Annotated in this window: 9 protein-coding genes; 6 read left to right on the forward strand and 3 right to left on the reverse strand. The window is 60.7% G+C overall.

Going from position 1 to position 15,739, the window contains the following annotated elements; genetic code table 11:
• The first annotated feature begins 117 nt into the window (after positions 1–117).
• Positions 118–1,458 carry a sodium-dependent transporter gene (locus C3418_RS19415; RefSeq protein WP_080989904.1) on the forward strand — a complete coding sequence of 447 codons (1,341 nt, stop codon included), beginning with the start codon at positions 118–120 and terminating at the stop codon, positions 1,456–1,458.
• Positions 1,459–1,523: 65 nt separating this feature from the next.
• Here C3418_RS19415 and rssA read toward each other — a convergent pair whose 3' ends face one another.
• A complete protein-coding gene (gene rssA / locus C3418_RS19420) occupies positions 1,524–2,393 on the reverse strand; it encodes a patatin-like phospholipase RssA (RefSeq protein WP_052815155.1) in 870 nt (289 codons plus the stop codon).
• Between the two features lie 34 nt (positions 2,394–2,427).
• The gene (locus C3418_RS19425) at positions 2,428–3,984 is read right to left on the reverse strand and encodes a sensor domain-containing diguanylate cyclase (RefSeq protein WP_052815156.1); all 1,557 of its coding nucleotides are present in this window, start codon (positions 3,982–3,984) and stop codon (positions 2,428–2,430) included.
• A gap of 210 nt (positions 3,985–4,194) precedes the next feature.
• Between C3418_RS19425 and C3418_RS19430 the strand changes: the two genes are divergently transcribed.
• The 3 genes from C3418_RS19430 to C3418_RS19440 all read left to right on the forward strand — a co-directional run bounded on the left by C3418_RS19430 (position 4,195) and on the right by C3418_RS19440 (position 10,947).
• A complete protein-coding gene (locus C3418_RS19430) occupies positions 4,195–5,247 on the forward strand; it encodes an efflux RND transporter periplasmic adaptor subunit (RefSeq protein ID WP_052815157.1) in 1,053 nt (350 codons plus the stop codon).
• Positions 5,247–8,399 carry an efflux RND transporter permease subunit gene (locus C3418_RS19435; protein WP_052815158.1) on the forward strand — a complete coding sequence of 1,051 codons (3,153 nt, stop codon included), beginning with the start codon at positions 5,247–5,249 and terminating at the stop codon, positions 8,397–8,399. The genes C3418_RS19430 and C3418_RS19435 overlap by 1 nt, the downstream gene beginning before the upstream one ends.
• Positions 8,400–8,595: 196 nt before the next feature.
• Complete coding sequence (locus C3418_RS19440) at positions 8,596–10,947, forward strand: YgiQ family radical SAM protein (protein ID WP_052815159.1); 2,352 nt, start codon at positions 8,596–8,598, stop codon at positions 10,945–10,947.
• Positions 10,948–11,160: 213 nt separating this feature from the next.
• On the opposite strand, the gene C3418_RS19445 is transcribed toward C3418_RS19440, so the two are convergent.
• A complete protein-coding gene (locus C3418_RS19445) occupies positions 11,161–12,366 on the reverse strand; it encodes a hypothetical protein (RefSeq protein ID WP_146054132.1) in 1,206 nt (401 codons plus the stop codon).
• Positions 12,367–12,919: 553 nt separating this feature from the next.
• Between C3418_RS19445 and C3418_RS19450 the strand changes: the two genes are divergently transcribed.
• Together C3418_RS19450 and C3418_RS19460 are read left to right on the forward strand one after the other, a co-directional pair.
• Positions 12,920–13,870 (forward strand): transposase, encoded by a 951-nt coding sequence (locus tag C3418_RS19450; protein WP_052816301.1) that lies wholly within the window; start codon positions 12,920–12,922, stop codon positions 13,868–13,870.
• A 768-nt stretch (positions 13,871–14,638) separates the two neighbouring features.
• On the forward strand, positions 14,639–15,700 hold the full coding sequence (locus C3418_RS19460; protein ID WP_258040146.1) for a transposase: 1,062 nt from the start codon (positions 14,639–14,641) through the stop codon (positions 15,698–15,700).
• Positions 15,701–15,739: the final 39 nt, after the last annotated feature.

The following is a 15,739-nucleotide window of genomic DNA, read 5'->3' on the forward strand; positions in this document are numbered from 1 at the left end:
CCTAAAATGAAAGAAGCCAATGCGGTCTTGTTGATGGATAAATTTATCTACTACCTGAAGCAACACCGCTTATATACCCGCACACTTGGAATTATTTGAGTCTCTAAAAATGAGGGGATCTCTGAGGGGTTTACCAGCACCTTTGGCGTGCTGGCCGCGACTCTGGGGTCTGCCGTCGGGCTCGGCAATATCTGGAAGTTTCCTTATCTGACCGGTGAGAACGGTGGCGCCGGTTTTCTGCTGGTCTATGTCATCGCCACCCTGCTGGTGGGATTGCCGGTGATGATCTCCGAGATCATGCTGGGGCGCGAGGCCAGGACGGATGCGGTCAGCGGGCTCATCAAGCTGGCTCCGAAGGGGCAACCCTGGTGGCTGATCGCCGCCATGGGGGTGAGCGCGGCCTTCCTCATCATGTCGTTCTACTCCGAGGTGGCGGCCTGGGTATTTGCCTACATCTTCAAGGCGGCCAGCGGCGAGATCCTCTCCACCGATCCCGCCGTCACGGGTGCTGCCTTCAATTCACTCATCACGGATCCCTTGCAGAGTCTGCTCTGGCAGTGGCTGGTGCTGGCCCTGATGGGGGGGATCTTGCTGATGGGGGTCTCCAGGGGGATCGAAGCGGTCACCAAGCGGTTGATGCCACTGCTCTTCATCCTGCTGCTGGTGATAGGCGTGCGCAGCCTGACTCTGCCCGGAGCGAGCGAAGGACTGCATTTCCTGTTCTCGCCGGATTTCTCCAAGGTGACCGCAGGCGTCGTGCTGACGGCCATGGGGCTGGCGTTCTTCAAGCTCTCCATCGGGATGGGCTGCATGATGACCTATGGCAGCTACTTTCGGGACGATCAGCACATCCCTCTCACCACGGTACGGGTGATGTGCGCGGATCTCTTCGTCTCCATGCTGGCGGGGATCGCCATCTTCCCGGCGGTCTTTGCCTTTGGCTTCGAGCCGAGCGCAGGCCCCTCCCTGCTGTTCATCACCATACCCGCGGTGTTTGCCAGCATCCCGTTTGGACACCTCTTCATGGTGCTCTTCTTCGTGCTCTCCGCCATCGCAGCCACCGGGGCCATGCTCTCCATCCTGGAGGTGCCGGTCTCGGTGCTCTCCGAGCGATTTCACATGAGCCGCACAAGGGCGACCCTGATCAACCTGCTGGTGCTGGGAGCGGTCGGCTCGACCTGTGCGCTCTCGAGCAGCACGCTGGCGGATGTGCAGGTTGGCGGGAAAACCTTCTTCGATCTGTTCGACTTCGTCTCTTCCAACGTGCTGATGCCCCTTGGCGGCATTTTCCTCTGCCTCTTTGTGGGCTGGGTATGGGGATTCGAGCGGATGACGACGGCGCTGACCAATGGGGGCAAGCTGGCGCTGCCCATCCTCAGCCCCCTGTTTTTCATCATCCGCTATGTGTCGCCGCTGCTGATCCTGGTAGTGATGCTCAAGGGGCTGGGGCTGTTCTGAGCCGCGTAACCCGAAACAAAAAAGCGCCTATTGGCGCTCTTTTTGTCTTTTACCCCGATATGCCTTCATATCAGGCAGAGTCGTGACAGCTCCTCCTTGAGCTGCTCCAGGTTGCGCTCGACACAGGCTTCCCCCTCGTTGATGGCGTCGCTCGCGCGGTGGAAATCCATGATGGAGAGGTTGCCAAGGCGCGGGCAGAGCTGGATCTCGGGGGGATCCCCGGCCATCCGGGCACGGGTGATGCGCTCCTGCATGATGTTGATGGAGCCCGTCATCACCCCCCACATGCCGGGGGTACTGGGTTCGCGCTCGCCCCGGTTCAACCACTGGCTGAGCAGCCCCCCCTGCACGGGCTCGTCCGGTTCGTCGGTCCAGGGCTGGTGCATGTCGGTGTTGAGGTTGACGGCGATCACCACCTCGGCTCCCATGGCGCGGGCTAGGGAGATGGGGACCGGGTTGACCACGGCCCCGTCCACCAGCCAGCGCTCCTCCACCCGGGTCGGGGTGAGCAGGCCGGGCATACCGCAAGAGGCGCGCACACACTGGCGAAGCGGTCCTTCCTGCAACCAGATCTCGCGACCGGTATCGAGTTCGGTGGCGACGCAGGCAAAGGGCAGCGGCAGGCTTTCGATGGCGGGATCCCCCAGATGGCCGGCGGCGATGCCAAATACCTTGTCACCGCGAAACAGGCCGCCGGAGAGGGCAGGATCGAGCAGCCCCATGACCTGCAGGCGGCTGAAGCCGCGCACCCAGCTCTCCAGCTTGTCCAGTTCACCAGCGGCATAGGCGGCGCCGACAAAGCTGCCGATGGAGCAGCCAGCCACCAGATCCGGCTTGACGCCCAGTCGCTCCAGGGCACGGATGATGCCGATGTGGGCCCATCCTCGGGCCGCACCGCTACCCAGGGCCAATCCCAGACGGGGTTTTCGTGACACAGTTGCGTCTCCTGACATGAAGTGGGAGTCCAGCTTACTCCGGCTTCTCCTGTCCGTCATCCCGCCACGCTTCGCTGCGATTGCGGCCGTTGGCCTTGGCCTGATAGAGGGCGATATCGGCGCGGCGGATCACCTCCTGCAAGGAGATGGCCGGTGATTGACGACAGTGGCCCAGGCTGACGGTCACCTTCAGCTCGGCCGCGATGGCGCTCCAGGGATGCTCTGCTATGCACAGGCGAAGCCGCTCGGCCAAAGGGGCCAGAGGGATCGCTTCATCGGTGACGAGCAGCAGGAACTCCTCGCCGCCCCAGCGGATCAGGTGGCACTCCCGTGTCAGCAGGGACTGGCAGAGCTGCACCAGACGGATGAGGACCTGATCGCCCACCCCGTGGCCGAAACGGTCGTTGACCTGTTTGAAGTGATCGCAGTCAAACATGATGGCGCCGATGCGTTGGCGGCCTGCCAGGGCCTGGCGGTGTTCGAAGGCATCGAAGTAGTGGCGGTTGAAGGCGCCGGTCAGGGCATCGTGGCGCGACAGGTAGTTGAGGCGCCGGTTGAGGCGCTGGGCACGCAGGCTGGAGACGGTCGCCACCACCAGACAGAGAATGGTGATGAGCGCCGTCGCCGATTGCCACAACAGCGTCTGCAGCAGAGGCAGCAGCGGGATGCGATGGATGAGGGAGAGCGGTGTCTCCGGGATGGGATAGACGAGCTGCAAGGCGCCCTGTTGCCACTCATATTCCGCTGACTGCGCCGTCCTGACCGGGGGCGGCGCGGTACCGGACTGGCTGCTGGCGAGGATCTGCTGATGGGCGTTGAGCAGGAACAGGGTGCCAATCCGGGGGGCGAGGCGGTGCAGGGTCTGCGCCAGCGTGACGGTCTGGATGTCGATGCTGAGCAGGCCAATGATCTGGCCGCCCTGGGTAATGGGCTGGGAGAGGGTGATCATCTGCCCCCGTCCGGCAAAATCCTGGTAGGGGCGCGAGAGCATGGCGTGCTCCAGGTGGGGATGCCTGGCCATCGCCTCCTGCCAGTAGGCCTTGCTGTAAATCACGGGATCGAAGCGAAACTGGCTGGATGGCACCCAGGGATAGAGGTAGATGAAATTGTCCGTACCGGTGAAGTAGATCCAGGCCACGTCCCTGTCCAGCAGCTTGCTGGCCGTGGCGAGCAGGGGGGAGAGGCTGAGGGCGAGATGTATTCTGGCTTGCCGCTCGCTGCCGTCATGGGGCAGCGGGCCCTGCCCGGTCAGGTTGCCGATGAGGGCGGGGGGCAGATCGACAGGGATGCGATCCAGATTGATGCCGTGCTCCCCGTCGGATTGCAGCGCCTGATAGAGCTGGCGAGAGAGCACGGACTGGGGATTGCTGCGCAGGCGCTCCTCCGCCTGGCCGCGCATGGCCTCAAGGAAGGTCTCCATCCGCTGGTGCTGGCTGCTGAGCTGGGTCGCGGCGTTGATGGTGTCACGCTTGTTGATCTCGGTAACCTGGCGAAACGCATGTTGCAGGGCGAGCAGCAACAGCAGCAGGCCGAGGCCCAGCAGCAGCCACTGCAATCGGTATCTGGCAAAGGCGGGGGAGGGAATGGACATGGGCGTACCGGAAGATGGCGAGAGTCGGCATCAGTGTAAGGCAGAACCCTGACGCGCGTGCCGACAAGATGCGTTTTTGATGATCTTCTCACCGGACTGTTACGTTTTGTCACATTTATACATAGTCACGGCATAGTCAGGGGGTAACATGGTGCCATCCTTGATGAAGCTATCTCTTCTTCCTCTCTCTTTGACTGCATGGATCTTGTGATGAAAACGCGCGTGTGGCTGTGGCTTTTCCCTCTTCTTCTATTGCTGGCGGCGGGCGCCTGGCATCTGCGGCAGGCTGAACCCGCCAGCAAGCCAGCACCAAGAGAGATCAATATCAGGGCCGAAACCGTCAGGCAGAGTCTGGCCGAGCCCTCCATCAAGCTGGTGAGCAAGCTTGCGGCCAATCGCTCCGTGGCCATCAGCCCCGAGGTGACCGGCCGCATTGCCACCATCGCGGTGAGCTCCGGCCAGCAGGTCACACAGGGGCAGACCCTGATCGCCCTGGATGCGGGCAAGCAGCAGGCGGAGCTGGCCGAGCAGAGCGCCAGCGTGCGCGACGAGGCTCGCAAGCTGCGGGACATGCGCAAGCTGGTGGCGCGAGGCGCCGTCACCACCTCGGAGCTGGAGGGGCAGGAGGCGACTGTCGCCCAGGCCCAGGCCCGGGTCGATGCGGCCCGTTACGAGCTCTCCCTGCGCACCCTGGCCGCCCCCTTCGACGGCACTGTCAGCCTCATCGATCTCAGCGAAGGAGCCCTGGTCAACAGCGGCGACGTGCTCTTGCATCTGGACGAGCTGGCAAAACTGCGGCTCGATCTGGCGGTGCCCGAGCGCTACCTCTCCCTGCTGCGCCCCGGCATGGCGGTGACGGCAACCAGCTCGGCCTGGCCGGATCAATCCTTTTCCGGCGTGCTGGAGACCCTCGACAGCCGGATCTCCAGCGACACCCAGAACATCAAGGCCCGCGTCATCCTGCCCAACACCGGTGGCCAGCTGCGTCCCGGCATGCTGATGAACGTGGATCTCTCTCTGCCACCCCAGAAGATGACCCTGATCCCCGCCCAGTCGGTGGAGTATGCCGGCGAGCAGCGCTTCGTCTATCGCCTGGAGGCGGACGGACGGGTGAAGCGCGTGCCGGTGGAGCTTGGCGACACCCATGGCGAGGCCGTCTGGGTGCTCAAGGGGTTGAACGTCGGCGATCGCATCGCGGTGGAGGGGCTGGTCAATCTGCGCGACGGCGCCCAGGTACGTGATCTGGGCGAGGTGAAAGGCTGATGTGGCTCTCCGATATCTCAGTACGCCGTCCCCTGGTGGCGGTGGTCATCAGCGCCCTGCTCACCGTGTTCGGCCTGGTGGCCTTCAGCAAACTCACCGTGCGGGAGATGCCGGATGTGCAGACCCCGTCCGTTTCCATCACCACCACCTATGAGGGGGCGGCCCCCGAGGTGATGGAGAGCCAGGTCACCAAGCCCATCGAGGATCAGCTCTCCGGCATCAGCGGCATCAAGAACATCAACTCGGTGACCCGCAAGGGGCGCTCCTCCATCACGGTGGAGTTCAAGCTCGGCTGGAACATGCTGGAGGGCACCTCCGACGTGCGTGACGCCATCTCCCGGGCCAGACCCAAGCTGCCAGACGGGGCGGACGAGCCCATGGTGACCAAGGACAACGGCAACGGGGATGTGGCCATCTGGCTCAATTTCAGCAGCACCCAGATGGACCGTACCGCCATGACGGATTACGCCAATCGCATGCTGGTGGACCCCTTGAGCCTGGTGGACGGGGTAAGCGAGGTCTCCCTCTCCGGGGACCTGACCCAGGTGATGTACGTGCGGCTGCGCCCCGCCGACATGGCGGCCCGCGGCATCACGGTGGCCGACGTGCAGGATGCCCTCAAGCGGGAGAACATCGAGCTGCCGGGCGGCGAGATCCGCAACAACACCATGACCATGGCGGTGCAGATCGCACGGCTCTATCACAGTGCGGAAGATTTTCGCACCCTGCCGGTGAAAACTGCCACCAATGGTCAGAGCATCTATCTGGCGGACATTGCGGATGTGGAGGTGGGGGCCAAGAACGAAGACAGCGCCTATCAGCGCAACGGCCGCGAGAGCCTGGGGATTGGCATCGTCGCCCAATCCACAGCCAACCCCCTGGCGGTGGCCCAGGGCATCGAGAAGAAGCTCGTGGAGATGCAGCGCTTCCTGCCGGAGGGGGCTACCCTTGAGGTCGACTACGACTCCACCATCTTCATCAAGCAGGCCATCGACGAGGTGTATGAGACACTCGCCATCTGCGCCCTGCTGGTGGTGGCCGTGCTCTATCTCTTCCTCGGGCAGGGGCGCACCACCCTCATTCCGGCCATCACGGTGCCCGTCTCCCTGATTTCGGCCTTCATCGGTGCCTGGTATCTGGGCTTTTCCATCAACCTCATCACCTTGCTGGCCCTCATCCTCGCCATCGGCCTGGTGGTGGATGACGCCATCGTGGTGGTGGAGAACATCCACCACCACCTGCAACGGGGCGAGTCCCCCTTGATGGCGGCCTGGCACGGCACCCGGGAGGTGGGCTTTGCCGTCATCGCCACCACCGCCGTGCTGGTGATGGTGTTCGTGCCCATCGCCTTCATGGACGGCATGGTGGGGCGCCTCTTCACCGAGTTCGCCATCCTGCTCTCCCTGGCCGTGCTCTTCTCCTCCCTGGTGGCGCTCACCCTGACCCCGGCCATGGGCTCCTGGCTGATGCGTGCCGTGGACAAGCCCAACGCCCTGACCGCCACCCTGGACAAGGGACTTGGCTGGGTGGAGGAGCGTTATCGCCGCGTGCTGGGGGCCGTGCTGCGCCGCGCCGTCTGGATGCCCCTGGTGTTGCTGCTCTGCCTCGGCGGCATTGGCGCCCTCTTTGGCAAGCTGCCCGCGAGCCTCACCCCGACCGAGGACAGGGGCGTGCTCTATGTGTTCGTGAAAGGGGCGGAGGGCACCAGCATCGAGCGGATGAAGCGCAACATGCAGCAGGTGGAGGCCGCCATCCTGCCGCTGCTCGGCAAGGGGGTGGTGCAGGCCATGAGCTTCAGCACCCCGGCCTTCGGGCGCGGCGGCGATCAGACCGGCATGGCCATCATCCAGCTCAGTGACTGGGCGGTGCGAGACGAAACGGCCACCGAGTTTGGCCGCTCCCTGAGCGGTCGCCTCGCCGGCATCCCCGACGTGATGATCCGCACCTTCCAGCCGGGGTTCAGAGGCGGCTCCACCGCGGCGGTGCAGTTCGTGCTGCAAGGCTCCGATTACGGCGAGCTCAACCAGCAGGGGCTGGCGCTCAAGGAGGCGGCGGCCCAAAGCGGGCTGATGCAGAGCCCGGATCTCGACTATGCCGAGAAGACCCCGGAGCTGCAGGTGACCATAGAGCGGGAGCGAGCCACCCAGCTCGGCATTCCGGTCTCCACCATCGCAAGCTCCCTGCAGGCCCTGCTCGGCGGCGTCAGCCAGACCACCTATGTGGACAGGGGCGAGGAGTATGACGTCTACCTGCGCGCCAACCAGACCCAGTTCAACGGTATCTCCGACATCAGCCGCATCTATTTGAAGGCCGCGAGCGGCGAGATGGTGAGCCTCTCCACCCTGGCGACCGTCACCCAGGTGGCGAGTCCCCAGCGCCTCAACCACTACCAGCGCCAGAAGGCGGTCACCCTCACCGCGGACGTGGCCTCCGGCCACACCCTGGGGGAAGCGCTCGACTTCCTGGATGGCTGGGCCGCAGATCACCTGCCCACCGGCATGTCGGTGGATTACGCCGGCGAGTCCAAGGACTATCGCGACAACCAGGGGGAGATGGCACTGGTGTTCGGCCTGGCCCTGCTGGTGGTCTATCTGGTGCTGGTGGCCCAGTTCGAGAGCCTGCTGACCCCGGCGGTGGTGATGATGACGGTGCCGCTCGGCATCTTCGGCGGCCTGCTCGGCCTCTGGCTCACGGGGCAGGAGCTCAGCATCTACAGCCAGATAGGCATGATCATGCTCATCGGCATGGTGACCAAGAACGGCATCCTCATCGTGGAGTTCATCAACCAGCTGCGCCAGCGGGGTGAAGGGTTCGAGGAGGCGATCATCAAGGGGTCGGTGCGCCGCCTGCGCCCCATCTTGATGACCTCGCTCACCGCCATCATCGGCGCCGTGCCCCTGATGCTCTCCATGGGGGCGGGGTACGAGAGCCGGATGGCCGTGGGGACCGTGGTCTTCTTCGGCTTGTCCTTGGCGACCCTGGTGACCCTGCTGGTGGTGCCCGCCATCTATCACCTGATCGCCAGACGCGCGGGGATGACGGGGGCACGGGACCGACTGGTGGACGAAATACTGGCCACGGCAACCCCGGCCAGTCCCTCCCCGGTGCCGGGGGCGGTGGTCCCCGAGGGGCGGGACAAACCGGCGGCCTAGCGTGCCGACCCGGATGACAGCAAACAGGGCGCCAATGGGCGCCCTGCTTGTTGATGAGATCTGAGTCTGTCACGCCGACCTGTCGCGCCCGCTCGAAGGCGCCCCTTCCCCTCGCGTTCTGTAGGGGCAAAAAGCCGTCGCCCCCGCCTTGCTCTGCCGGTATAATGCGCGACCCGAATTGTTCCAGGTGGTCAAAATGCAGCCGGTTACCAACCTCTTCTCCTATCCCCGTTACTGGGCCGAGTGCTACGGCACGGCGCCCTTCCTGCCCATGTCCCGTGCGGAGATGGACAAGCTCGGCTGGGACAGCTGCGACATCGTGCTGGTGACAGGCGACGCTTACGTGGATCACCCGAGCTTCGGCATGGCGGTGATCGGCCGCATGCTCGAATCACAGGGTTTTCGGGTCGGCATCATCGCCCAGCCGGACTGGTCATCGAAGGATGACTTCATGCGCCTGGGCAAGCCCAACCTCTTCTACGGGGTGACGGCGGGCAACATGGACTCCATGATCAACCGCTACACCGCCGACAAGAAGCTGCGCCACGACGACGCCTACACCCCGGGGGATGTGGGCGGCAAGCGGCCGGATCGCGCCACCTTGGTCTACACTCAGCGCTGCAAAGAGGCCTATAAAGAGGTGCCGGTGGTCATCGGCGGCATAGAGGCATCCCTGCGCCGCATCGCCCACTACGACTACTGGTCCGAGACCATCCGTCGCTCCATCCTGATCGACGCCAAGGCCGACATCCTCATCTACGGCAACGCCGAGCGCCCCCTGGTGGAGGTGGCTCACCGCATTGCAGGTGGCGAGACCATCGAGACCATGCAGGACATTCGCGGCACCGCCGTGATCCGCAAGGAGCCGCTGCCGGGCTGGCGCGGGGTGGATTCGAGCAAGCTCGACCAGATTGGCCGCATCGATCCCATTCCCAACCCCTATATGGAAGGGGCCCCCTGCAGCGACGACGAGGGCACTGCGCCGATGGAGCAGGAGGCCAAGCCCATCCTGGTGCAGCCCCCTAAGCAAAAACCGTGGGAGAAGACCTATGTCAAGCTGCCGGCGTTTGAGCGGGTGAAGGAGGACAAGGTGCTCTACGCCCATGCGTCGCGCATCCTGCACCACGAGACCAACCCGGGCTGCGCCCGCGCCCTCTCCCAGGCCCACGGCGATCGCATCATCTGGGTCAACCCGCCTGCCTTCCCGCTCGAGACCGACGAGATGGACGGGGTGTTCGGCCTGCCGTACCAGCGGGTGCCGCACCCGGCCTATGGCAACGAGAAGATCCCGGCCTACGACATGATCAAGACCTCGGTCAACATCATGCGTGGCTGCTTCGGCGGCTGCTCCTTCTGCTCCATCACCGAGCACGAAGGGCGCATCATCCAGAGCCGCTCGGAAGAGTCGATCTTGAAAGAAATCGAAGAGATCCGCGACAAGGTGCCGGGCTTTACCGGCGTCATCTCGGATCTGGGCGGCCCCACCGCCAACATGTACCGCTTACGCTGCAAGAGCCCCAAGGCCGAGCAGACCTGTCGCCGTGCCTCCTGCGTCTGGCCGACCATCTGCCCGCACATGGACACCGACCACAGCCCGACCATCAACCTCTATCGCAAGGCGCGCGACCTCAAGGGCATCAAGAAGATCCTGATCGCCTCCGGCGTGCGTTACGACATCGCGGTGGAAGATCCGCGCTACATCAAGGAGCTGGCCAAGTACCACGTCGGCGGCTACCTCAAGATCGCGCCGGAACACACCGAGGAGGGCCCGCTCTCCAAGATGATGAAGCCGGGCATGGGCAGCTACTACAGCTTCAAGGAGCTGTTCGACAAGTACTCCAAAGAGGCGGGCAAGCAGCAGTACCTGATCCCCTATTTCATCTCCGCCCACCCAGGCACCACGGATGAAGACATGGTGAACATGGCGCTCTGGATCAAGTCCAACCGCTTCAAGCTCGATCAGGTGCAGAACTTCTACCCGTCGCCGCTCGCCAACGCCACCACCATGTATTACACCGAGAAAAACCCCCTCAACAAGGTGAGCCGCCAGGGCGGGGACGTGTTCGTGGTGAAAGGGGAGCGTCGCCGTCGCCTGCACAAGGCGCTGCTGCGCTATCACGATCCGGCCGGCTGGCCGATGATCCGCGAAGCCCTGCTGGAGATGGGCAAGGGCCACCTCATCGGTAACGGCCCCGACTGCCTGGTGCCGCCGGAAGGCCGCGGCGAGGCCAAGGCCGAACGCAGCCGCAGCAAGGGCCTCAAGCCCGCGTTGACCCGTCATAGCAATATCGTGCATCAGCGCGGCAATGGTGCTGGCAACAAGGCCGGCAATGGTAAACCGGTGGGCACCCAGCTGCAGAAAGGCTCGGGCAACGGCAAGTCTGCCGCACAGGGCGCAAGTCAGGGTAAACCGGCAGGGCAGGGGAAACCCGCTCACAAAGGTAAGGCCCCGACCCGCGCAGGCTCTGCCAAGCAGGGTGCCAAACCTGCCACTCAGGGCGGCAAGCCAGCGGCCAAAGGAAATGGTGCCAAGCGACCGGCAAGGTGAGTTTCCTGATTGGAAAGAGATAGAAATAGAAAAGGCGACCGGATGGTCGCCTTTGTTTTATTGGTTTGCTGGTTGATCTTGATATGTTGTGTCTACCCACAGAAAGTGGGGTCCCCCCCGTTTTCTGCCCTGAAAGTACATAACAATTAAGCTCGCTAGAAGGTGAAGATCATCAAGCGAGGAAAATGGTGAGTGGGCATCAACTCAATGAATTCATTTTTTTAATGCTTTCGCCAATTCGATAGCAAGGTCTTTAACCGCAGCAGCATCCAAAGGATTATCCGCAGTATGTGCCTCCACGGCTTTTCCGAAGTATGAGGGGGTAAGTTGCTCGCGAATTTTTACCTTTTTATCTTCTGGCATGAGTTCAATGAAAGGCCCAATTGATGCAAGTTCGAGTTCAGTTTGTCTCGCTCGGTCGGAGTTAGTCCGATGGCGGGCTGATTCACGAGCCGTATACCAGGCTGGAGCTGTGATCGCGATAGCGTATAGAAGGCGAATTGCAACAGACCACGCGTTTTCGGACGAGAAAGGTTGTCCCCAAAATTTAATGAATGTTGCGCCAGCGACAAGAACACCGGCACCAAATATTGCGACAGTAACCCAGCGCCAGAAATTGGCTTGCGTTGCTTCGGTATTTGCAATTTGCTGATAGTTTCCGGTGACGCCAATATTACCGACGACTTGAACAAGGCGAGCAGCTTGATTGCGCTGATTCTCTAGGTAGTCAATTAGTGCATCGCTCTCAATTTTGGCGTTAGCCTCGAAAGACTTGAACTCCTTTTTCAGTTCAGTAAGGGCTGTTTCAAAGATGGTTGCTCGATCCGTTTCCTTCTGAGCAAAAAGCTGCTCAAGCTTCGCAACAGTGGCGGCGGCTTCAGCTCGTTCCTTGGCAGCCCCTTCAGTAAGCGCACCAAGCTGAACCACTTGTTCTTCGGTTTTGGTAGTAAGTTCTTGAAGCTTGCTGGCTAGATGATCTCGCTGTGCTACGAGCTGCCTAACGGATTCGCGTGATACAGTAGCTTGAGCTTCGAGCAAACTAGAGAGCGAGTCCTGAGACAGGCTCTGAAGCTGCGGTACAAAACCCCAAAGATAGGGAAGTATATTCTGTTCGAACTGTGTGGCTGCATTAATCAAGTGACCTGCATTCTTATTCGAAAGAAATGCAGTCAGCTCACTCAGAGGGGCTTGGATATTGCTGTTAAGTTGACTAAGTGCTTGTACGCTGGTGAGCTCCGCTGGGGTATGATGGAGTAAAGCATCAATTGCGTGGCTCATTGCAAAAACCTTGTCTCGCGCAAACGCGAACTGATCGTTTTCTGCTATGTTCGGCTCTGCGAATTCAGGCTCGCTTTGCATTTGAAGAATGCGAGATAACGATGCTCTTATCGGGTGGTCTTTATAGGCGGATATTGACACTTAGCGTCTTCTCTATAGGCACTGGATACGTAGCGTAAGACAAATGAAACCACTTATGCTAGCAGTCAATCTGATACGACTATCAGAAAATTTTCGTTATTTGAGCCATGTCATCAAAGCGCTTGCATGCGGACGATAAAGCGGCTTGGTAGGGGCTGCTCTGTTAGAGATCTGGGAGGAGAGATCTGGGACACCCACCTTTTGGAGAAATCTGGGACACCCACCTTTCTGTATGGGGCGTAATGTCACCAAATCCCACGCTACCGCCCATGGATTACAGCTTCCAATATGCTCCATTGACCAGCGAGGGCAGTGACCCATCGCAGTTCAACAGGTTCCAGATAGCCACTGTAAGACAAACTAAACTACCCAAGCGAGCCTTAAAATGATGTAACCATCGGAATCACATTGTTTTTTGAACTTGATCAGCAAATTGTGAAATTTGGGGGTATCTGGGAAATCTGGGACACCAACAAAATCTGGGACACCCACCTTTTTGACAGCGGCGTAGCCCTGTACTTGGCTTGAGGTGTCACTGCCCAGGGGGTGAGCCATGACCATTGCCCGTTCACGTCAAATCAGTTTGCAGGATACGCCTTACTATCATGTGGTCAGTCGCTGTGTGCGGCGGGCGTTTCTGTGCGGGGAAGATGCCCACTCCGGCCAGAGTTACGAGCATCGGCGCCAGTGGGTAGTGGACAAGTTGGGCCAATTGTCGCGACTGTTTGCCATCGGTGTGTGTGCCTATGCGGTGATGAGCAATCACTATCACCTGGTGCTCAAGGTCGAGTCGGATAACGCTGCCAATTGGAGCGAGCGGGAGGTGGCCGAGCGTTGGGGGGCGCTATTCCAGTGGCCGCTGCTGGTACGACGCTGGTATCAGGGGGAATCCCTGATTGAGCCTGAACTCGCTGTGGTGCAACAACTGATAGGGCAGTGGCGGGAGCGGTTACATTCCATCAGCTGGTTTGTGCGGTTGCTCAACGAAAACCTGGCTCGGCAGGCCAATCGGGAAGATGGTTGCAAGGGCAATTTTTGGGAAGGGCGCTTCAAGAGCCAGGCCCTGCTCACCGAATCAGCCCTGCTGGCCTGCATGGCCTATGTTGATCTCAATCCGATACGGGCGGCGATTGCCGACCGGCCCGAGCAGAGCGATTACACCAGCCTCAAGCAGCGTCTCGATGGTGAGCAGTCCGCCGCCCCATTGCCTCCGTTGCTGTTGCCATTCGCGCACGAAGCGCGACCCGATAGCCTGCCATATACCTTTGCGGATTACCTGATGCTGGTGGACTGGACAGGTCGCGCCATCCGAGTGGACAAACGGGGCCATATCCCAGTTTGTCTTGCCCCCATCCTGGCGCGGCTGGGGTTAGACGAGGTGCGCTGGCTCAAGCAAGTGACGCTGTTTCGGCGCCAGGGTATCAGAGTGGTGGGTGACAAAGAGCATTGTCAGCAGTTTGCCTGGCACTGTGGCCAGCGACGGTGTCATCAACCATCCCTTTGAGTGATGAATATTTGTGTCATAACAACGTCCGGTATAGCGCCAGCTCATCACCGGTGTGATCGCATCTGAATTGGCGTCATCGATGCCAAGACATTCTTTTTAATCCCCCGAGTTTCACAAATGCCATCGCACATGCTGGATGACGAGTTGTGCTGGGCGCTTGATGAGGGCTTTCTCCAAAAGATGGCTGTCCTGATAAGGCGACACATAATTGGGACAGCGCCTTTCCAAAAGGTGGCTGTCGCAGATAAGAAGAGAAGGGTTAAGGAAGATGTACTATCGGCCCTTTGTTATCAGGCCGTTTTTTCACAACGCTACGACAACGTGGGTGTTGCTTGAGCAGGTGATTTTTGCATCAGTGAAACAGAGTGGGTGATATGGTTCCTCCAATGGAACAATCCGTACACAAAGATGGCTGTCCCAAATAAAAAGGGAGCTTATCTTGCTCGGTCCATGGAGAAGGGGGGAGATGACGACGTCCCTTGGAGATCTTTACGAGAGTCGGCAAATATGGGGATCCACCTTTGGCTCGCATGACCAAACCTGATGCCAAGGGGCGGGTTTGCCGATATCTCGAATGGGGGCAGTGTTGGCAATAAATAACAAGGGCGACCAGTTGGTCGCCCTTGTGTGATGGGCAGAAGCGCGGGCTCTGCCTATGAAGGTGACGGTTATTGCAAATCCGGGGGGGAATCTGGGACACCCACCTTTTTGACAGCGGCGTATCCCTGTACTTGGCTTGAGAGGTCACTGCCCAGGGGGTGAGCCATGACCATTGCCCGTTCACGTCAAATCAGTTTGCAGGATACGCCTTACTACCACGTGGTCAGTCGCTGTGTGCGGCGGGCGTTTCTGTGCGGGGAGGATGCCCATTCTGGCCAGAGTTACGAACATCGGCGTCAATGGGTGGTCGACAAGTTGGGCCAATTGTCGCGACTGTTTGCCATCGGTGTTTGTGCCTATGCGGTGATGAGCAACCACTATCACCTGGTGCTCAAGGTAGAGCCCGATACTGCTGCCAGCTGGAGCGAGCGAGAGGTGGCCGAACGCTGGGCTGCGCTGTTCCAGTGGCCGCTGCTGATGCGACGTTGGTATCAGGGGGAATCCCTGATTGAGCCCGAGTTGTTGGTTGTGCAGCAACTGATAGGGGAGTGGCGCACGAGGCTCTATTCCATCAGCTGGTTTGTGCGGTTGCTCAACGAAACCCTGGCTCGGCAGGCGAATCGGGAAGACGGCTGCAAGGGCCATTTCTGGGAAGGGCGCTTCAAGAGCCAGGCCCTGCTCACCGAGTCAGCCCTGCTGGCCTGCATGACGTACGTTGACCTCAACCCGATACGAGCGGGATTGGCCGATCGGCCTGAGCAGAGCGATTACACCAGCCTCAAGCAGCGTCTCGATGGCGAGCAGCCCGCAGCTCCATTGCCACCCTTGTTGCTGCCGTTTGCCAACCAGCGTACATCGAATGGTCTGCCTTATGCCTTTACCGATTATCTGATGCTGGTGGACTGGACAGGTCGTGCCATCAGAGTGGACAAACGGGGCCATATCCCGGCATGTCTTGCCCCCATCCTGGCGCGGTTGGGGCTGGATGAGATTCGCTGGCTGAAGCAGGTGACGCTGTTTCGGCGCCGGGGCATCAGAGTGGTGGGTGACAGAGACCATTGCCAGCAGTTTGCCCGGCACTGTGGTCAGCGACGGTGTTATCAGCCCTCTTTTAAGGTTCTTCGCGGGATCTTGGGGAAGTGGAAGTTGACAGACAGGGTGCTGGTAAACTGGCTGTCTCCAAACACACCACCACCATCACCCTGCTGTCGCCGTGCATCATATTGATATTGCCTCCTTCTGGCCAGGTTATACCGTCATCTTCTG

This window comes from Aeromonas sp. ASNIH8 (assembly GCF_002919855.1).
Classification (GTDB): Bacteria; Pseudomonadota; Gammaproteobacteria; order Enterobacterales; family Aeromonadaceae; genus Aeromonas; species Aeromonas caviae.

What these genes read in the sequence shown, in the direction of transcription:
- C3418_RS19450 (WP_052816301.1), top strand. Translation starts at nt 12,920, where the DNA reads ATGACCATTGCCCGTTCACGTCAAATCAGTTTGCAGGATACGCCTTAC.
- C3418_RS19425 (WP_052815156.1), bottom strand. Translation starts at nt 3,984, where the DNA reads ATGTCCATTCCCTCCCCCGCCTTTGCCAGATACCGATTGCAGTGGCTG.
- C3418_RS19460 (WP_258040146.1), top strand. Translation starts at nt 14,639, where the DNA reads ATGACCATTGCCCGTTCACGTCAAATCAGTTTGCAGGATACGCCTTAC.
- C3418_RS19440 (WP_052815159.1), top strand. Translation starts at nt 8,596, where the DNA reads ATGCAGCCGGTTACCAACCTCTTCTCCTATCCCCGTTACTGGGCCGAG.
- C3418_RS19435 (WP_052815158.1), top strand. Translation starts at nt 5,247, where the DNA reads ATGTGGCTCTCCGATATCTCAGTACGCCGTCCCCTGGTGGCGGTGGTC.
- C3418_RS19430 (WP_052815157.1), top strand. Translation starts at nt 4,195, where the DNA reads ATGAAAACGCGCGTGTGGCTGTGGCTTTTCCCTCTTCTTCTATTGCTG.